This window comes from Flavobacterium sp. CAU 1735 (genome assembly GCF_039888695.1).
Classification (GTDB): domain Bacteria; phylum Bacteroidota; class Bacteroidia; order Flavobacteriales; family Flavobacteriaceae; genus Flavobacterium.
This window is the reverse complement of sequence record NZ_JBDQQQ010000001.1, coordinates 1384765-1399107: the sequence shown is the minus strand read 5'-3', so window position 1 is coordinate 1399107 and position 14343 is coordinate 1384765. Positions and strand designations below refer to the sequence as shown.

15 protein-coding genes are annotated in these 14343 nt (G+C 39.6%); 9 read left to right on the top strand and 6 right to left on the bottom strand.

Annotated elements, in window-relative coordinates; all coding sequences use genetic code 11:
• The first annotated feature begins 77 nt into the window (after positions 1–77).
• The 3 genes from AAFN64_RS06680 (at position 78) to AAFN64_RS06670 (ending at position 3547) form a co-directional block, all read left to right on the top strand.
• Complete coding sequence (locus AAFN64_RS06680; protein WP_300490786.1) at positions 78–1595, top strand: succinate CoA transferase; 1518 nt, start codon at positions 78–80, stop codon at positions 1593–1595.
• 149 nt (positions 1596–1744) lie between these two features.
• Positions 1745–2590 carry a substrate-binding domain-containing protein gene (locus AAFN64_RS06675; RefSeq protein WP_347759775.1) on the top strand — a complete coding sequence of 282 codons (846 nt, stop codon included), beginning with the start codon at positions 1745–1747 and terminating at the stop codon, positions 2588–2590.
• Positions 2591–2614: 24 nt separating this feature from the next.
• Entirely contained in the window at positions 2615–3547 is a 933-nt protein-coding gene (locus AAFN64_RS06670; RefSeq protein WP_136404187.1) for a transglutaminase domain-containing protein, read from the top strand.
• On the opposite strand, the gene ung is transcribed toward AAFN64_RS06670, so the two are convergent.
• Complete coding sequence (ung, locus tag AAFN64_RS06665) at positions 3548–4213, bottom strand: uracil-DNA glycosylase (RefSeq protein WP_347759774.1); 666 nt, start codon at positions 4211–4213, stop codon at positions 3548–3550.
• A gap of 94 nt (positions 4214–4307) precedes the next feature.
• Between ung and AAFN64_RS06660 the strand changes: the two genes are divergently transcribed.
• The 3 genes from AAFN64_RS06660 (at position 4308) to AAFN64_RS06650 (ending at position 7105) form a co-directional block, all read left to right on the top strand.
• A complete protein-coding gene (locus tag AAFN64_RS06660; RefSeq protein WP_347759773.1) occupies positions 4308–6479 on the top strand; it encodes a DNA mismatch repair protein MutS in 2172 nt (723 codons plus the stop codon).
• Positions 6480–6482: 3 nt separating this feature from the next.
• Complete coding sequence (locus tag AAFN64_RS06655; protein ID WP_347759771.1) at positions 6483–6896, top strand: thiol-disulfide oxidoreductase DCC family protein; 414 nt, start codon at positions 6483–6485, stop codon at positions 6894–6896.
• Positions 6897–6961: 65 nt separating this feature from the next.
• Positions 6962–7105: a hypothetical protein gene (locus AAFN64_RS06650; protein WP_300490801.1), complete on the top strand. Its 144-nt coding sequence runs from the start codon at positions 6962–6964 to the stop codon at positions 7103–7105.
• Between the two features lie 42 nt (positions 7106–7147).
• Here the strand turns inward: AAFN64_RS06650 and AAFN64_RS06645 are convergent, their stop codons facing one another.
• From AAFN64_RS06645 to aroC, 3 genes are all read right to left on the bottom strand, one after another.
• Positions 7148–7987 (bottom strand): choice-of-anchor J domain-containing protein, encoded by an 840-nt coding sequence (locus AAFN64_RS06645; protein ID WP_347759769.1) that lies wholly within the window; start codon positions 7985–7987, stop codon positions 7148–7150.
• A 280-nt stretch (positions 7988–8267) separates the two neighbouring features.
• The gene (locus tag AAFN64_RS06640) at positions 8268–9014 is read right to left on the bottom strand and encodes a T9SS type A sorting domain-containing protein (protein WP_300490807.1); all 747 of its coding nucleotides are present in this window, start codon (positions 9012–9014) and stop codon (positions 8268–8270) included.
• 165 nt (positions 9015–9179) lie between these two features.
• Positions 9180–10229 carry a chorismate synthase gene (gene aroC, locus AAFN64_RS06635; protein ID WP_300490810.1) on the bottom strand — a complete coding sequence of 350 codons (1050 nt, stop codon included), beginning with the start codon at positions 10227–10229 and terminating at the stop codon, positions 9180–9182.
• A gap of 144 nt (positions 10230–10373) precedes the next feature.
• Between aroC and AAFN64_RS06630 the strand changes: the two genes are divergently transcribed.
• The 3 genes from AAFN64_RS06630 (at position 10374) to AAFN64_RS06620 (ending at position 12624) form a co-directional block, all read left to right on the top strand.
• The gene (locus AAFN64_RS06630) at positions 10374–11207 is read left to right on the top strand and encodes a UDP-2,3-diacylglucosamine diphosphatase (protein ID WP_300490814.1); all 834 of its coding nucleotides are present in this window, start codon (positions 10374–10376) and stop codon (positions 11205–11207) included.
• Positions 11208–11251: 44 nt separating this feature from the next.
• The gene (locus tag AAFN64_RS06625) at positions 11252–12031 is read left to right on the top strand and encodes a hypothetical protein (RefSeq protein ID WP_347759768.1); all 780 of its coding nucleotides are present in this window, start codon (positions 11252–11254) and stop codon (positions 12029–12031) included.
• Between the two features lie 98 nt (positions 12032–12129).
• A complete protein-coding gene (locus tag AAFN64_RS06620) occupies positions 12130–12624 on the top strand; it encodes a hypothetical protein (RefSeq protein WP_300490992.1) in 495 nt (164 codons plus the stop codon).
• 36 nt (positions 12625–12660) lie between these two features.
• Here AAFN64_RS06620 and bshA read toward each other — a convergent pair whose 3' ends face one another.
• The gene (gene bshA / locus AAFN64_RS06615) at positions 12661–13794 is read right to left on the bottom strand and encodes an N-acetyl-alpha-D-glucosaminyl L-malate synthase BshA (protein ID WP_347759766.1); all 1134 of its coding nucleotides are present in this window, start codon (positions 13792–13794) and stop codon (positions 12661–12663) included.
• Between the two features lie 83 nt (positions 13795–13877).
• Positions 13878–14333 carry a DUF1801 domain-containing protein gene (locus AAFN64_RS06610; RefSeq protein WP_300490999.1) on the bottom strand — a complete coding sequence of 152 codons (456 nt, stop codon included), beginning with the start codon at positions 14331–14333 and terminating at the stop codon, positions 13878–13880.
• Between the last annotated feature and the right edge of the window lie 10 nt (positions 14334–14343).

The window sequence follows — 14343 nt, the reverse complement described above, 5'->3', positions numbered from 1 at the left end:
TCAGAATAAAAACAAGTAAAAGCTTTTGTTAATAAAACTTTATTTTTTGGTTTAATTTTTTATCAAAAAATCATTTTATGAACCCAGAAAGAATTCAATTTCAAAAATACAAAGACAAAGTGATTTCCGCCCACCAGGCCGCCGCTTTTTTTAAAGATAAAATGGTTGTCGGTTCCAGCGGATTCACAAAGGCCGGCGACAGTAAAGCGGTTTTACCGGCTTTTGCGTTGCGTGCCGAACATGAGGCCATCGGAATTACCCTGATTACCGGTGCTTCCCTTGGTCATACTACCGATGCCGATCTGGCCCGAACGAATGCCCTTTACAAACGAATGCCCTTTCAGGTCGATCCGGTAATGCGGGGAAAAATCAACAGTGGTGCCATTCTTTTTATTGATCAGCATCTTAGCGAAACAGCCGAATTACTCGAAAACAAACACCTTCCCCAATTGGATTTTGCGATTATAGAAGCCACTTATATCGATACTAACGGGCATATAATCCCAACAACTTCCGTTGGAAACTCGGCTACTTTTGCCCATCTGGCCGACAAAATCATTATTGAAATCAACACGTCCATTCCTTTTGAATTTAAAGGAATACACGATATTTTTATACCAACCCACTACCCTAATCGTGATGTCATAAACATTACGGCTTCCGACGATCGCATTGGCTCCGATGTTATCCGTATTGACCCGGATAAAGTGGCCGGAATCGTTTTTACCGAAATCCCGGATAGTCCGGCGCAAACCACCGCTCCGGATGCCAAAACCACTGCCATTGCCAACCATTTACTGGCCTTTTTTGAAAAAGAGATACAAAGCGGGCGTTTAACAAAATCTTTGATGCCATTACAGGCCGGTATCGGTAAGGTGGCCAATGCGGTATTGTCGGGGTTGGCTAAAGGTGATTTTGAAAATCTGGTAATGTATTCCGAAGTATTACAGGACAGTACCTTCGAACTGATGGATACCGGTAAAATGACATTTGCTTCGGCTTCGTCCATTACCGTTTCGGAATCCTGTTACCAACACCTGTTAAACAATTTCGATCAATATAAAGACAAAATCGTCCTTCGTCCGCAGAATATCAGTAATTCCGCAGAAGTGATCCGTCGCTTGGGTATTATCGGAATCAATACGGCTATCGAATTTGATATTTACGGCAATGTCAATTCGACGCATATTTCCGGAACGAAGATGATGAATGGAATTGGCGGTTCGGGTGATTTTGCCCGTAATGCCTACCTTAGTATTTTCGTAACACAGTCGGCTTCAAAAGACGGAAATGCTATTTCCCATGTGTTGCCAATGGTATCCCATACCGACCATACGGAACACGACGTAGACATTCTGGTAACCGAACAAGGTCTGGCCGATTTACGCGGACTGGCACCACGCGAACGCGCTAAAGTGATCATCGAAAATTGCGCCCATCCCGAATACCGCGAACAGTTACAAGGATATTTCGATAGAGCCTGCGAACGCGGCGGGCATACACCACATATACTGGAAGAAGCTTTTAATTTCCATACAAGATACCTGGAAACAGGCACCATGAAACAAAATTGCCTTGTAACCTACGAAGGGTAAGGTAACATTTGTGTTGTTTTCTTTGTTTATTTGCGAAAACTTTCCCCGATAGTAATTTCTAAGTTATTATACGGGGAATGTTTATTTTTAACCCCTTCTTATCACAAAAATTTATTTACTCTTACTATCTTAGCAATTAATTTTTTCACATGAAAACAATTCGAATTGCAGGAGTACCCGAGCACTTTAATTTACCCTGGCATTTATGCATTGAAAACGGCGAATTTAACGAGGTGGACATCGATTTACAATGGACCGATGTACCCGAAGGAACCGGGAAAATGTGTCAGATGCTCCGCGATAACGAAACCGATATCGCTATTATTTTAACCGAAGGCATCCTGAAAGATATCTCCAATGGCAATCCGAGCAGTATTGTTCAAATTTATGTACAATCGCCTTTGCTTTGGGGTATCCATGTAGGCGCGCAATCGGCTTATCAAAAACTGAGCGATCTAAATGGTAAAAAAGCGGCGATCAGTCGGATCGGATCGGGTTCACAACTGATGTCGATCGTAAATGCTAAAAACGAAGGCTGGGATACCCAAAACATTCCTTTTGAAATCGTAAACACCATCGACGGTGCCGTTACAGCACTTACCAATGGAACAGCCGATTATTTTATGTGGGAACGTTTTATGACCAAACCATTGGTGGATAACGGTACCTTCCGTCATTTGGGCGATTGCCCTACGCCATGGCCGTCATTTGTAATTGCCGTTCGCAATGAGGTATTGGCAACCGATAAACATGTGATTGATCAAATTCTGGAAATTATCAATACCACTACCCGCGAGTTTAAAGAAATTCCGAGTATCGACCGAACACTGGCAAATCGTTTTAATCAAAAAACGGAAGACATACAGGAATGGCTACAGCTAACGCGTTGGTCGCAAAAAAAACCGGATAAAAAAACCTTTGAAAAAATTCAAAATCAATTATTCGATTTAAAAATAATCGAAACCAAAGCCGCTTATGAATCCGTCATAAAATAAGTATTTACAAGCCATCGCTAAAAAATGACTTTGTCCGAAAAAACCAAGATCCAAAAAATAAAAGAAAAGCTTTCTTTGCCAAAGCCTTGGGACAATGTTGTCATTTTTTTCCTGAATATACTGATCACCATTCCTATATTTATTATTGTCCATCAGAATATTATCGACCCGGAATGGTTTTTACATATCGATCGCGTACTGCTTTTTGTCGTCATACTGGTGATCATTCAATTGGTATTACGAATGCTTAAAACCGTGATCATTATATGTATTTTCCTGTATTTACTGGCATTGATCTGGGGAACTCTATTTGGCGGCTACGGTTTTAATTCGGTTTTTGAAGATTATCGGGCCATGATCTATACCATGTCAGACGACGCCAATCCACAGGATATTATTATTGCCAAACTGCTTCCGTTTCCCAATAAATCCAAGATTATCGACGCGGTGGATTATACCAACCCGAAGGTTCGGAATTTTGCCTTAAAAGCCACTACGCTACATTTTCAGGACGTAAAGGGCTTCCGTGAATACCGACAAACGATTCAGTGTTTTGCGGTTTTCGCAGAAGTAAAAAAGCGTTGGAATTATGTAAACGATCCGAAAGGGCGGGAATATATTGCCTCGGCCAGTGAGTCGTTACAACACTTTTCGGGCGATTGTGATGATCATGCAATTTTGATGGCGGCATTGATCCGGGCTATAGGCGGTACCCCGCGAATTATCCATACCGGTGGCCATTTGTATCCGGAAATGCTGATTGGAACCAAAGCCGACCTGGAAAATGTAATCTACCTGATCAAGGAAGTGTTGTTTAAGGACGAAAGCCGAGGAAAAGAAATCAATTACCATATCGACGAACGCGGTCAGATCTGGCTCAATCTGGATTATACCGCCAAGTATCCCGGTGGTCCGTTTATGTCGGAAGAAATTTTAGGAGAATTAACGTTTTACTAATTACCAGTTGATTGGCGGTTTGCCTTTTTGCTGTAAAAACGCATTCGTTTTACTAAAATGTTTGTTTCCAAACCAAAGTCCGCGATTGGCACTTAATGGCGACGGATGTCCGGTTTCTAACACAAAATGACGATTTCTGTCGATTTTAGCTCCTTTTTTCTTGGCAAATCCGCCCCAAAGCAAAAAGACTACGTCCTGTTTTTCGTCGGAAACCTTTTGGATTACGGCATCGGTAAATGCCTCCCAACCCTGGTTTTGATGACTACCGGCCATACTTTCCCGAACGGTTAACGTAGCGTTTAACAACAATACACCCTGATCGGCCCAACGTTCGAGATTACCGCTTTTTGGAAACGGAATACCCAAATCGGTTTCAATTTCTTTAAAAATATTGAGTAATGACGGCGGAAAAGCAATGCCATCGTTTACCGAAAAACACAAACCATTGGCCTGATTGGCGCCATGATACGGATCCTGTCCAATGATTACAACTTTAACATTATCAAACGGACAACGATCGAATGCAGCAAAAATATGATTTCCTTTTGGGTAACAACGGGTTTGCGCATATTCCGTTTTTACAAAATGAATCAATTTGTCAAAATACGGTTTTTCAAATTCGGCGGATAGTACGTTTTCCCAGGAAGGATGTATATTTACTTGCATTTTATAATTTTTTACCAAAAATAACACTTTTAGCTAACTTTTAGCTTTAGCGATACCGCTTCTTCTTTGTAAATTTGCAATTCAATTTAAAAAAATGATTTCAATTACCGATAAAACCCTACAGGATTTAGAATTTAAAACCATACTGGAAACCATTTCGGACTTGTGTAATACCGAAACCGGAAAACAGAAGGCGCTTGAGATTATCCCTTTCAAAACCGAGGAAACACTCATGGATGCCTTATGGCAAACATCGGAGTATGTTTCTTCATTTACCAATAATAATGTTATCCCGAATCACTATTTTGATGCGATTCACCACGAAATAAAATACCTGGCTATTGAAGACAGTTTTCTGGAGTTGAGCGGTTTTCGAAAGATCAGCGCACTTTCCGATACTTCCAATACGCTAATTCAGTTTTTCCGAAAATTCGACGATTATTATCCGAAATTAAACCTTCGGGCTTCGGAGGTCGAACTGACGAAATTCATCATCCAGAAAATCGATGAGGTAGTCGACAAATACGGCGAAATTAAAGACAATGCCTCACCGGATCTAGTCGAAATCCGCCGCAATATGAATCTGGTTCGCGGAAAAATCAATCAGAGTTTTGGCGCTGCTTTGTCCAGTTACAATAGCATGGGTTATCTGGACGACATTCGGGAAACCATCGTGGATAATCGTCGCGTTTTGGCCGTATTGGCCATGTACCGTCGTAAAGTTAAAGGAACCATCTTGGGTAGCTCCAAAACCGGAAGTATTGCCTATATCGAACCGGAAGCCACCTTGCGTTATTCGCGGGAACTGAGCAATCTGGAATATGAAGAACGCGAAGAAATTACCCGGATTTTAAAACAGCTAACCAATGCCATTCGTCCGTATATCCAACTTTTAAAAGACTATCAGGACTTTCTGAGCGATATCGATGTGGTCGCTGCAAAGGCGAAATATGCCTATAAAATCAATGGTTTGCTTCCGAAAATAACAACAGAGAAAAAACTGTATTTTCGCGAGGCTTTTCATCCGATTCTATATCTGAATAACAAACAGAAAAATGCGCCAACCTATCCGCAAACGATCGAATTGACACAGGAAAACAGGATTATTGTAATTTCCGGTCCCAATGCCGGCGGTAAAAGTATTACCCTTAAAACAATCGGATTGTTACAACTGATGTTACAAAGCGGTATCCTGATTCCGGTACACGAACGCAGTGAAACGTTTCTATTTGACCGTATTCTGACCGATATTGGAGACAACCAATCCATCGAAAACCATTTGAGTACGTATAGTTACCGATTGAAGAATATGAATTACTTTCTGAAAAAGTGTAACGCCAAAACCTTATTCCTGATCGATGAATTCGGAACCGGTTCCGATCCGGAGCTTGGTGGTGCATTGGCCGAAACTTTCCTGGAAGAATTCTACCACCGTGAAGCGTTTGGTATTATTACCACGCATTACACCAATCTGAAAATACTCGCGAATGAACTGCCTTTTGCCACCAATGCGAACATGTTATTCGACGAAAAATCGCTGGAACCGATGTACAAATTACACTTGGGTCAGGCCGGTAGTTCCTTTACGTTTGAAGTCGCGCAGAAAAACGGCATTCCATATGGTTTGATCAATCGTGCAAAAAAGAAAGTCGAAGGCGATAAAGTCCGCTTTGATAAAACGATTGCCAACCTGCAAAAAGAGCGTTCCCGTATGGAAAAAACCTCTCAAAACCTAAAAGAGGAAGAAACCAGAGCGCGTGAGGAAAGCCGAAAAATGGAAGGCATCAATACGAAAATTCAACAAAAACTGGAAAGCTATCAGGAATTGTATGATTCCAACCAACGTTTGATCTATATGGGTCAAAAAATGGACGATATTTCCGAAAAGTACTTTAATAACAAAAATAAAAAAGAACTTATCGGGGAATTCTTGAAAATGGTTGAGATCGAAAACTCCAAGCGTAAAAAAATTACGGTGAAGGAGAAAAAAGCCAAGGAAGCGGTTCAGAAAGAGATTATCGAAGAGGTTAAGGAAAAGGTTGAAGTAATCCGAAAAGAGAAAAAGGAAAAGAAAATAAAAGCTATTCAGGAAGAAAGCAACAAGCCAAAAATTCCATTAAAAGTGGGCGACCGTGTTCGTATGATCGACGGTAAAGCCGTAGGAAGCATTGATGCGATCGAAAAGAATAAGGCAACGGTCAATTATGGAATTTTCACATCCAAAGTTGCTCTGGATAATCTGGAACTGGTCGAACGCAAAAAATAAAATATGGAAGGTTTACCCCAAGACAAAAAGATCGTGCTTTTTGACGGTTTCTGTAATCTGTGTGATCGTTCGGTACAGTTTATCATCAAACACGATAAGAAAGACGTATTTCGTTTTCTGCCGTTGCAATCGGAACTGGGACAACAGGTGATTCGACATATCGGTGTGGATACCTCCAAAACCGACAGTATTATTTTATATGAACCCGGAATAGCCTACCATTATAAAGCCGATGCTGCGATTTCGATTGCCAAAACCATCGGTGGTGTTTATTCGCTATTCGGTTTATTTAGCTGGATTCCAAAACCGATTTCCAATGCTGTTTACGATTATGTGGCAAAAAACCGCTATAAATGGTATGGTAAAAAAGACCAGTGTATGTTACCGAGTCCGGAAATTAAAGCAAAATTTTTATAACCTGATAATTATCATCATTTTACCGCCAATTTAAAGTTAGATTTGAGTAACTAAATCACTTAAAAATGGCAAAGCTTTTTATTTCCCTGTATTCCTGGTCCATTGGAGCCTTTATTATGATTGGTATTTTTTCGTTCGTCATCTTTTCATTAGTCGCTTATATTTTCCTGATGATGAACAGTAATAAAAAGAAAAAAGAGCGGGAGTAGCATCGCTATCCCGCTCTTACAAATACAAATCAGAAAAAATAATTATTTTTTGACAATCTTTTTAGTTGCCATACCTTCATTTGTCGTAATATTCATAAAATATACTCCTGAATTCAAATCAGTTATATTTACCTGAGCTTCAGAAACAGTGTCTAATTTTACTGTTTTTACAGTTCTACCGTTGATATCGTTGATCACAATCTGATTTACCAAAACGTTGCTATTGTTTGCAACCGTTACTACATCCTGAGCCGGGTTCGGGAAAACCGAGAACTTAGACGCAAGGAAATCGTCTGTTGAAGCTGTAGGCATAGCGAAAACAGCAACATCATCAATACTCAAAAGATTCTTGTCATTGTTATTATTTACCCAGGCAATGTAAACACTTTGTCCAGCAAATTGCGCCAGAGAAAAAGATCGGTTCTGCCAGGTATTTGATTCCGATGGTGTCGCATAAATTACCTGTGTAAAATCGGCGGCATTCGTTCCCGTTGTAGAAACTCTTAATTCGTATCCATCCTGATACGCAACATCTGAATCACCAGATTTCGCTCTAAAAGCCACTTGAATCTGGTTGTTTGCCGGAAGTGCAATTTGCGGTGTAATCAACCATCTGTTTGCTGTACCAGCCGGGTTAAACCAAGATGTTGTGGAAGCCACCTTATTTCCAGGTTCTGAATTCCAGGTTACCACTGCCCATGCATTAACTCCAAAAGTAGTCGCATACGTTCCATTAGGTGTTAAACCATCAAGATTACGCAATGTCCATCCTGTTAATGCCGTATTATTTTCAAAATTTTCCTGAAAAATTGTTGTTGTTTGTGCATTTCCTGCCAAAAGAGTTCCCAGTAATAAACCGGTAGTAAGTAATGTTTTTCTCATTATGGTTTTGTTTTAAAAAAATAAAACTACCTATTAAAATTTAAGAAAAAAACCATAAAAGTGTTAATTCAAAATAAACATAATATCCTGTTAACACATACCGATAAACAATGTTATTAACCTAATATTTTACACAAAAATCATTTTTTTAATACTTTTTTCTCTTACAAGAGAAAAAATATAAATTTAGAATTTCCTTACTTATAAAGAAAGGATAAAAAAAGAGCGGGACTAGCATCGCTATCCCGCTCTTACAAATACAAATCAGAAAAAATAATTATTATTTTTTGATAATCTTTTCAGTTGTCACACCTTTATCCGTTGTGATGTTCATAAAATAGATTCCGGAATTTAAATCGGCAATATTAACCTGAGCTTCAGAAACAGCATCAAATTTTACAGTTTTTACCGTTCTTCCATTGATATCGTTGATTGCAATCTGGTTCACCATAACGTTGCCATCGTTTGCAACCGTTACCACGTCATGAACCGGATTCGGGAATACTGTAAATTTCGCTTTTGAGAAATCGTTAGCAGAAGCCGTTACTTCTGTAAGACCGTTTAAAGTTAACGTTCCGGTCCAGATTCCTGCAGCTCCTTCTCCATCGTAACCATGACCTAACCAAACGGTATAGGTTGTTCCGTCGAAATTAAGTGGTGTATCCAATACAATTGTTCCTGTTACAGGAGTTCCTGGCTCGTCCGAATCACCATCATCCCAGAAATAGCTTTGGTCAGCATATAAATCGTCATATCCTCCAATTTGCAATAATCCCAATGAATTAATATCACCATTTGCTGTAACATACACTGTAAGGTCACTCGCATAGGTATCCATTGCAGAATCGTTAAGGATGGCATTCATCGTAACACTGTTTAGTGTCCCGGTGAATTCTCCCGGCTCATTAAGCTTATAAAACATAAAGCTTTCAATGGCCATATTATTAAAAGGAACCGTTACCGATTGTGCGAAAGTTGTGTTTATTGATGCCAACACAAGGCATAAACAAAGTAATGTTTTTTTCATTATAATTGGTTTTGTATTACTAAAAGTAAAATTAACCATTAAATTTTAAGGAAAAAATAATAAAAGTGTTAATTCAGAATAAATATAACCTTCCGTTAACAGATAAAAAAAAACCTTAATATTAACTTAAGGTTTTAAAGAAAATTCATTTTTTTTACTAATTTTTCACTTCCTAAGGAAAAAATCAAGTAAGACAATTGCAGCCATCGCCTCGACAATTGGCACCGCACGCGGTACCACACAAGGATCGTGACGTCCCTTACCCTGTTGTTCGGTTATATTCCCTTTATTATCAAGAACTTCCTGTTTTTGCATGATCGTAGCAACGGGCTTAAAAGCTACCCGAAAGTAAATATCCATACCATTACTGATCCCCCCCTGAATCCCTCCGGAAAGGTTACTTTTAGTGGTTCCGTCCGGATTATACAGGTCATTATGCTCGCTTCCTTTCATTTTGGCACCACAAAAACCGCTACCGTATTCAAATCCTTTTACCGCATTAATCGACAACATGGCTTTTCCCAGTTCGGCATGTAATTTGTCGAATACCGGCTCACCCAAACCGATCGGCACATTTTGAATCACGCAGGTAACGGTACCACCAACGGTATCCCCTTCTTTTCGGATTTCTTTAATATACGCTTCCATTTTTTCGGCCGTTGCCTGATCCGGACAACGCACTGCATTACTTTCTGTTAATGAAAAATCCAGCGCCTGATACGGTTTATCAATAAAAATATCTCCAACAGACGATACAAAGGCATTGATTTTAATTTCCGGCATAGCCTGCTTTGCGATCGCTCCGGCCACTACCCGACTCGCTGTTTCACGAGCCGAACTACGTCCGCCGCCACGATAATCGCGGATGCCATATTTTTGTTCATATACATAATCGGCATGACTTGGACGATAGGTGTCCTTTATATGGGAATAATCATCTGATTTCTGATTGGTATTCGGTACAATAAACCCGATTGGTGTTCCGGTCGTTTTTCCTTCGAAAATTCCCGATAAGAATTGTACAGCGTCTTCTTCTTTTCGTTGGGTTACAATGGCCGATTGTCCCGGTTTCCGGCGTTGCATTTCTTTTTGAATGGCTTCAAAATCCAGAGCAATTCCAGCCGGGCATCCATCAATAATTCCTCCTAAAGCTTCTCCATGCGATTCCCCGAATGTGGTTATCCTGAATAATGTTCCGTATGTATTTCCTGCCATAACGCGTATTTTTATACAAAAATAAACTATTCTGATCGCACGGCAATACTAAACTTTCCGCAAAGAACTAATAATTATTTAATGTTTCATTAAATTTTTAATAACAACAAAAGGGTTTATTTGTTAAACTTAAATTTCAATTCCTTGAAAAAGAGAAGCGTTGATATTGTTGTTATCTCCGATGTACATTTAGGTACTTATGGCTGTCATGCGAAAGAATTACTAAAATATCTGAACACAATCAAGCCCAAAACACTGATCTTAAATGGTGATATTATCGACATCTGGCAATTTCGAAAGTCCTATTTTCCAAAATCCCATCTTAAAGTCGTAAAAAAATTACTGGATTTTTCTTCAAAAGGGACACGGGTTTATTATATCACCGGAAATCACGACGAGATGTTGCGGAAATTTAGCGACACCACAATGGGGAATTTTTCCATAGTCGACAAACTGGTTTTGGATTTACACGATAAAAAGGCCTGGATTTTCCATGGGGATATTTTCGATAATTCCGTACATCATGCCAAATGGATCGCCAAACTGGGCGGTATCGGTTATGATTATCTGATTTTACTCAACCGTTTTATCAACTGGTGCCTGATTAAAATAGGAAAAGAACCGTATTCCCTATCCAAAAAGATCAAAAGCAGTGTAAAAAAAGCCGTAAAATTTATCTCCGATTTCGAAACAACTGCAACCGATCTGGCCATCGAAAAAAACTACGATTATGTGATCTGTGGCCATATTCACGAGCCTAAAATCGTCGAAAAAGAAAATAAAAAAGGAAAAACGCTCTATCTGAATTCCGGTGACTGGATCGAGAATCTGACCGCTTTGGAATACAATAAAAAAAGGTGGAAACTATACCAGTATTCCCCGGAAGCGGTACAAGAAGCAGATGATGATGATTATTTTGAACAGGAAACTCAATTAAGCCAGGAATTATTATCCTTAAAAATACTAATGAAAGGTTAATATTTTAACATTTTTTAGTAAATTAGCTGAAAGATTTCACTAAAATGATTTTAAGATATATCCCTGTCCTTTTGAGTGTTTTGCTACTTTCCTCATGTTCTTCCTCTACAGAAGAAACAACAGGTAGCACCCCTTCCAATTTTGATTATTTTCCACTATCGACCAATAATTACTGGACGTATACCGTCGATGCCATGCGGGATTCGCTTTATATCGCCAATGATACCCTGATTTCCGGTACGCCTCATAAAAAATGTAAAGCCAAAGATTTTCCGATTGGATTTTATTCCAATTCTTTAAATAAAAATGGAATTCGTAAATCCGGCGACCAGATATTGGCTTCGGGAACCTTCGATCTGGAAGCTTTTACCGGACTCCCTATCGCGATTAGCCTAAATAATTTTATTATTTTTAAAGAAAATGCTACCTCCGGACAAACATTGGGCAACGTCACCGGAACCTTACAACAAACCATTCAGGATTTACCGTTAACCATTCAATATAAGGTCACTAGCATCGCCGGAGCCACGCTCCCAAACTATACTTCACCCAACGGTGACGCCTATACCAATGTAAAAGCTGTTAACACAATCATAAATTTACAGGTCTCAACCGTTTATCTTGGCATACCTTTTGTAGTATTACCTTCACAGGACGTTCTTGTTTCAACGCAGTATTTCGCCAAAGACATCGGTGTGGTGCATACCAATACGAATTTACAGTATGCATTGAGCAGTGGTATTCCAGCCGGAATCCCTTTACCTATACCGAGTTCAGGCAATCAGACGCAACAGGAATTCTTAGATGATTATCATATTAATTAAAAAAAATACCCTGCAATACAATAAAATTGTTTGTTAAAATAAAGCAGACAATTATACTAATAACCAAACAGCAGGGTTATATTGTTAAAATTTTTTATATGAGGAAACTATTTTTATCTGCCTTCATGTTAATGGGATTAGCATTTGGCACACAAGCACAGGAAATTTCTAAAAATGCTTTAGGTCTGCGTTTAGGCGACAACGATGGTTTTGGTGGTGAGATCTCCTATCAGCGAGGTCTTTCTAAAAATAACCGTTTAGAAGTCGACCTTGGATGGAGAAACAGCAAGCATGTAGATGCCTTCAAACTTAGCGGTTTGTACCAGTGGGTTTGGAACATCGACGGTGGCTTTAACTGGTATGCCGGTGTTGGTGGAGGAATCGGAAGCTGGAGTTATGAAAATGACTACCACGTAGATGTAAAAGACAGCGGTACTTTTGTATTCGTTGCCGGTGATCTTGGTATCGAATATGTATTCGATATTCCGTTACAGATTTCACTAGACTTCCGTCCGGAGCTATACTTTAACGACGATTACAGAGGTGATAACTTCGGTCCGGATATCGCATTAGGTATTCGTTACCGTTTCTAATACAAAAAGGGTTGTCTGAGACAACCCTTTTTTAATTTATGCAAAATCTTCCAGTGCTTTGCGATACAGATTTTCGTAAAGCGGAAGTATATTCATGATATCAAATTCTTTGGAAGCTTCAAGTGCATTCTTTTTAAAAGTCAGCAGCTTTTCGTCGTCCGATAAGATTTTAATCGCATTGGCAGCCATTTCCTGTACATTACCAACATCGCTCAGGTAACCCGAATAGCCCTCTTTGTTCACTTCCGGTAATCCGCCCGAATTACTCGAAATAATCGGTACACCACAAGCCATAGCTTCTAACGCGGCCAAACCAAAACTTTCGGTTTCCGATGGCAACAGGAATAAGTCGGAGTAACATAAAATTTTATCGATCTCACTACTATTTCCGAAGAAAATTACTTTGTCGGTAATATTCAGATCCTCACATAATTTTTCGGCCACTTCTTTTTCCGGTCCGTCGCCAACCATCATTAGTTTGGATGGAATTTCTTTCTGAATCTCGTTGAAAATTTTCACCACATCCGGAATGCGTTTTACCTTTCGGAAGTTACTGATATGGGTAATGATTTTTTCTTCTTTTGTAGCCATTAACGAACGATGGCAAGGGGAATTTTCATCAATCCTGTTTTTATCAATTTCGATAAAATTCGGAATCACCACAATTTCTTTTTTGATATCAAAAAGGCGGTAGGTTTCATCCCGTAAACTTTCCGATACCGAAGTCACCACATCGGATTTATTGATACTGAAACATACGGCCGGTTTGTAAAACGGGTGGTTTCCAACCAGCGTGATGTCCGTTCCGTGTAACGTAGTCACCATCGGAATGCGGATTCCTTCATCTTCCAGCATCTTTTTAGCCATATAACCGGCATAGGCATGCGGAATGGCATAATGTACATGTAAAAGCTCGATCTTATGCAACTTTACCATATCGACCAACTTACTGGATAAAGCCAGTTCGTAAGGTTGGTAATGAAACAACGGATATTCCGGTACGTGTACTTCGTGATAATGGATATTGGGATTCAGCAAGGCCAGTCGAACCGGCTGACTATACGTTATAAAATGAATTTCGTGACCTCTCCGGGCGAGCTCCAAACCCAACTCGGTTGCCACTACACCACTACCACCAAAGGTAGGATAACATACTATAGCAATTTTCATTTTTAGTTTTTAAAAGTGAACTAAAGTACTGCAAAAAAGTAAGGTAATCCGGATTTTTAGATAAAATTAACGAAACGAAAAAGTTAGCGTTTCAGCATCGTTTCATAGCGCGTAATCCAGTCTTCCACCGTCATTTTGGTAAATAATTCCGCTAGTAATTCATACGGAATGGTGTCCATTTTTTTAAAACGGATACAGCTTTTTCCCATATCCAGTTTGGTTTTTACGTGTTTTGGATATTCCGCGACAAACCAGTCGTACAGGTCTTTATCGGAATAGATCCCCATATGGTAAACCGCAATAAAGTTCTTTTGAGAAGCAATCCCTAAAAACGGAAGCGGTTGTTTTGGATCACAATGGTATCCGTTTGGATAGGTGCTATGCGGAACCGAATAGCCCATCATCCCGTAGCCCATTCCTTCCTGAAATCCTTCCGGCAAGTTTGCATTGATGACTTCTCTCAATTTGGTCATTGCCGATTTACGATCGTCCGGCAATGTTTCTAAATACGCATCCGGTGTTGTTGCTGTTGATTGCATATACTGTATT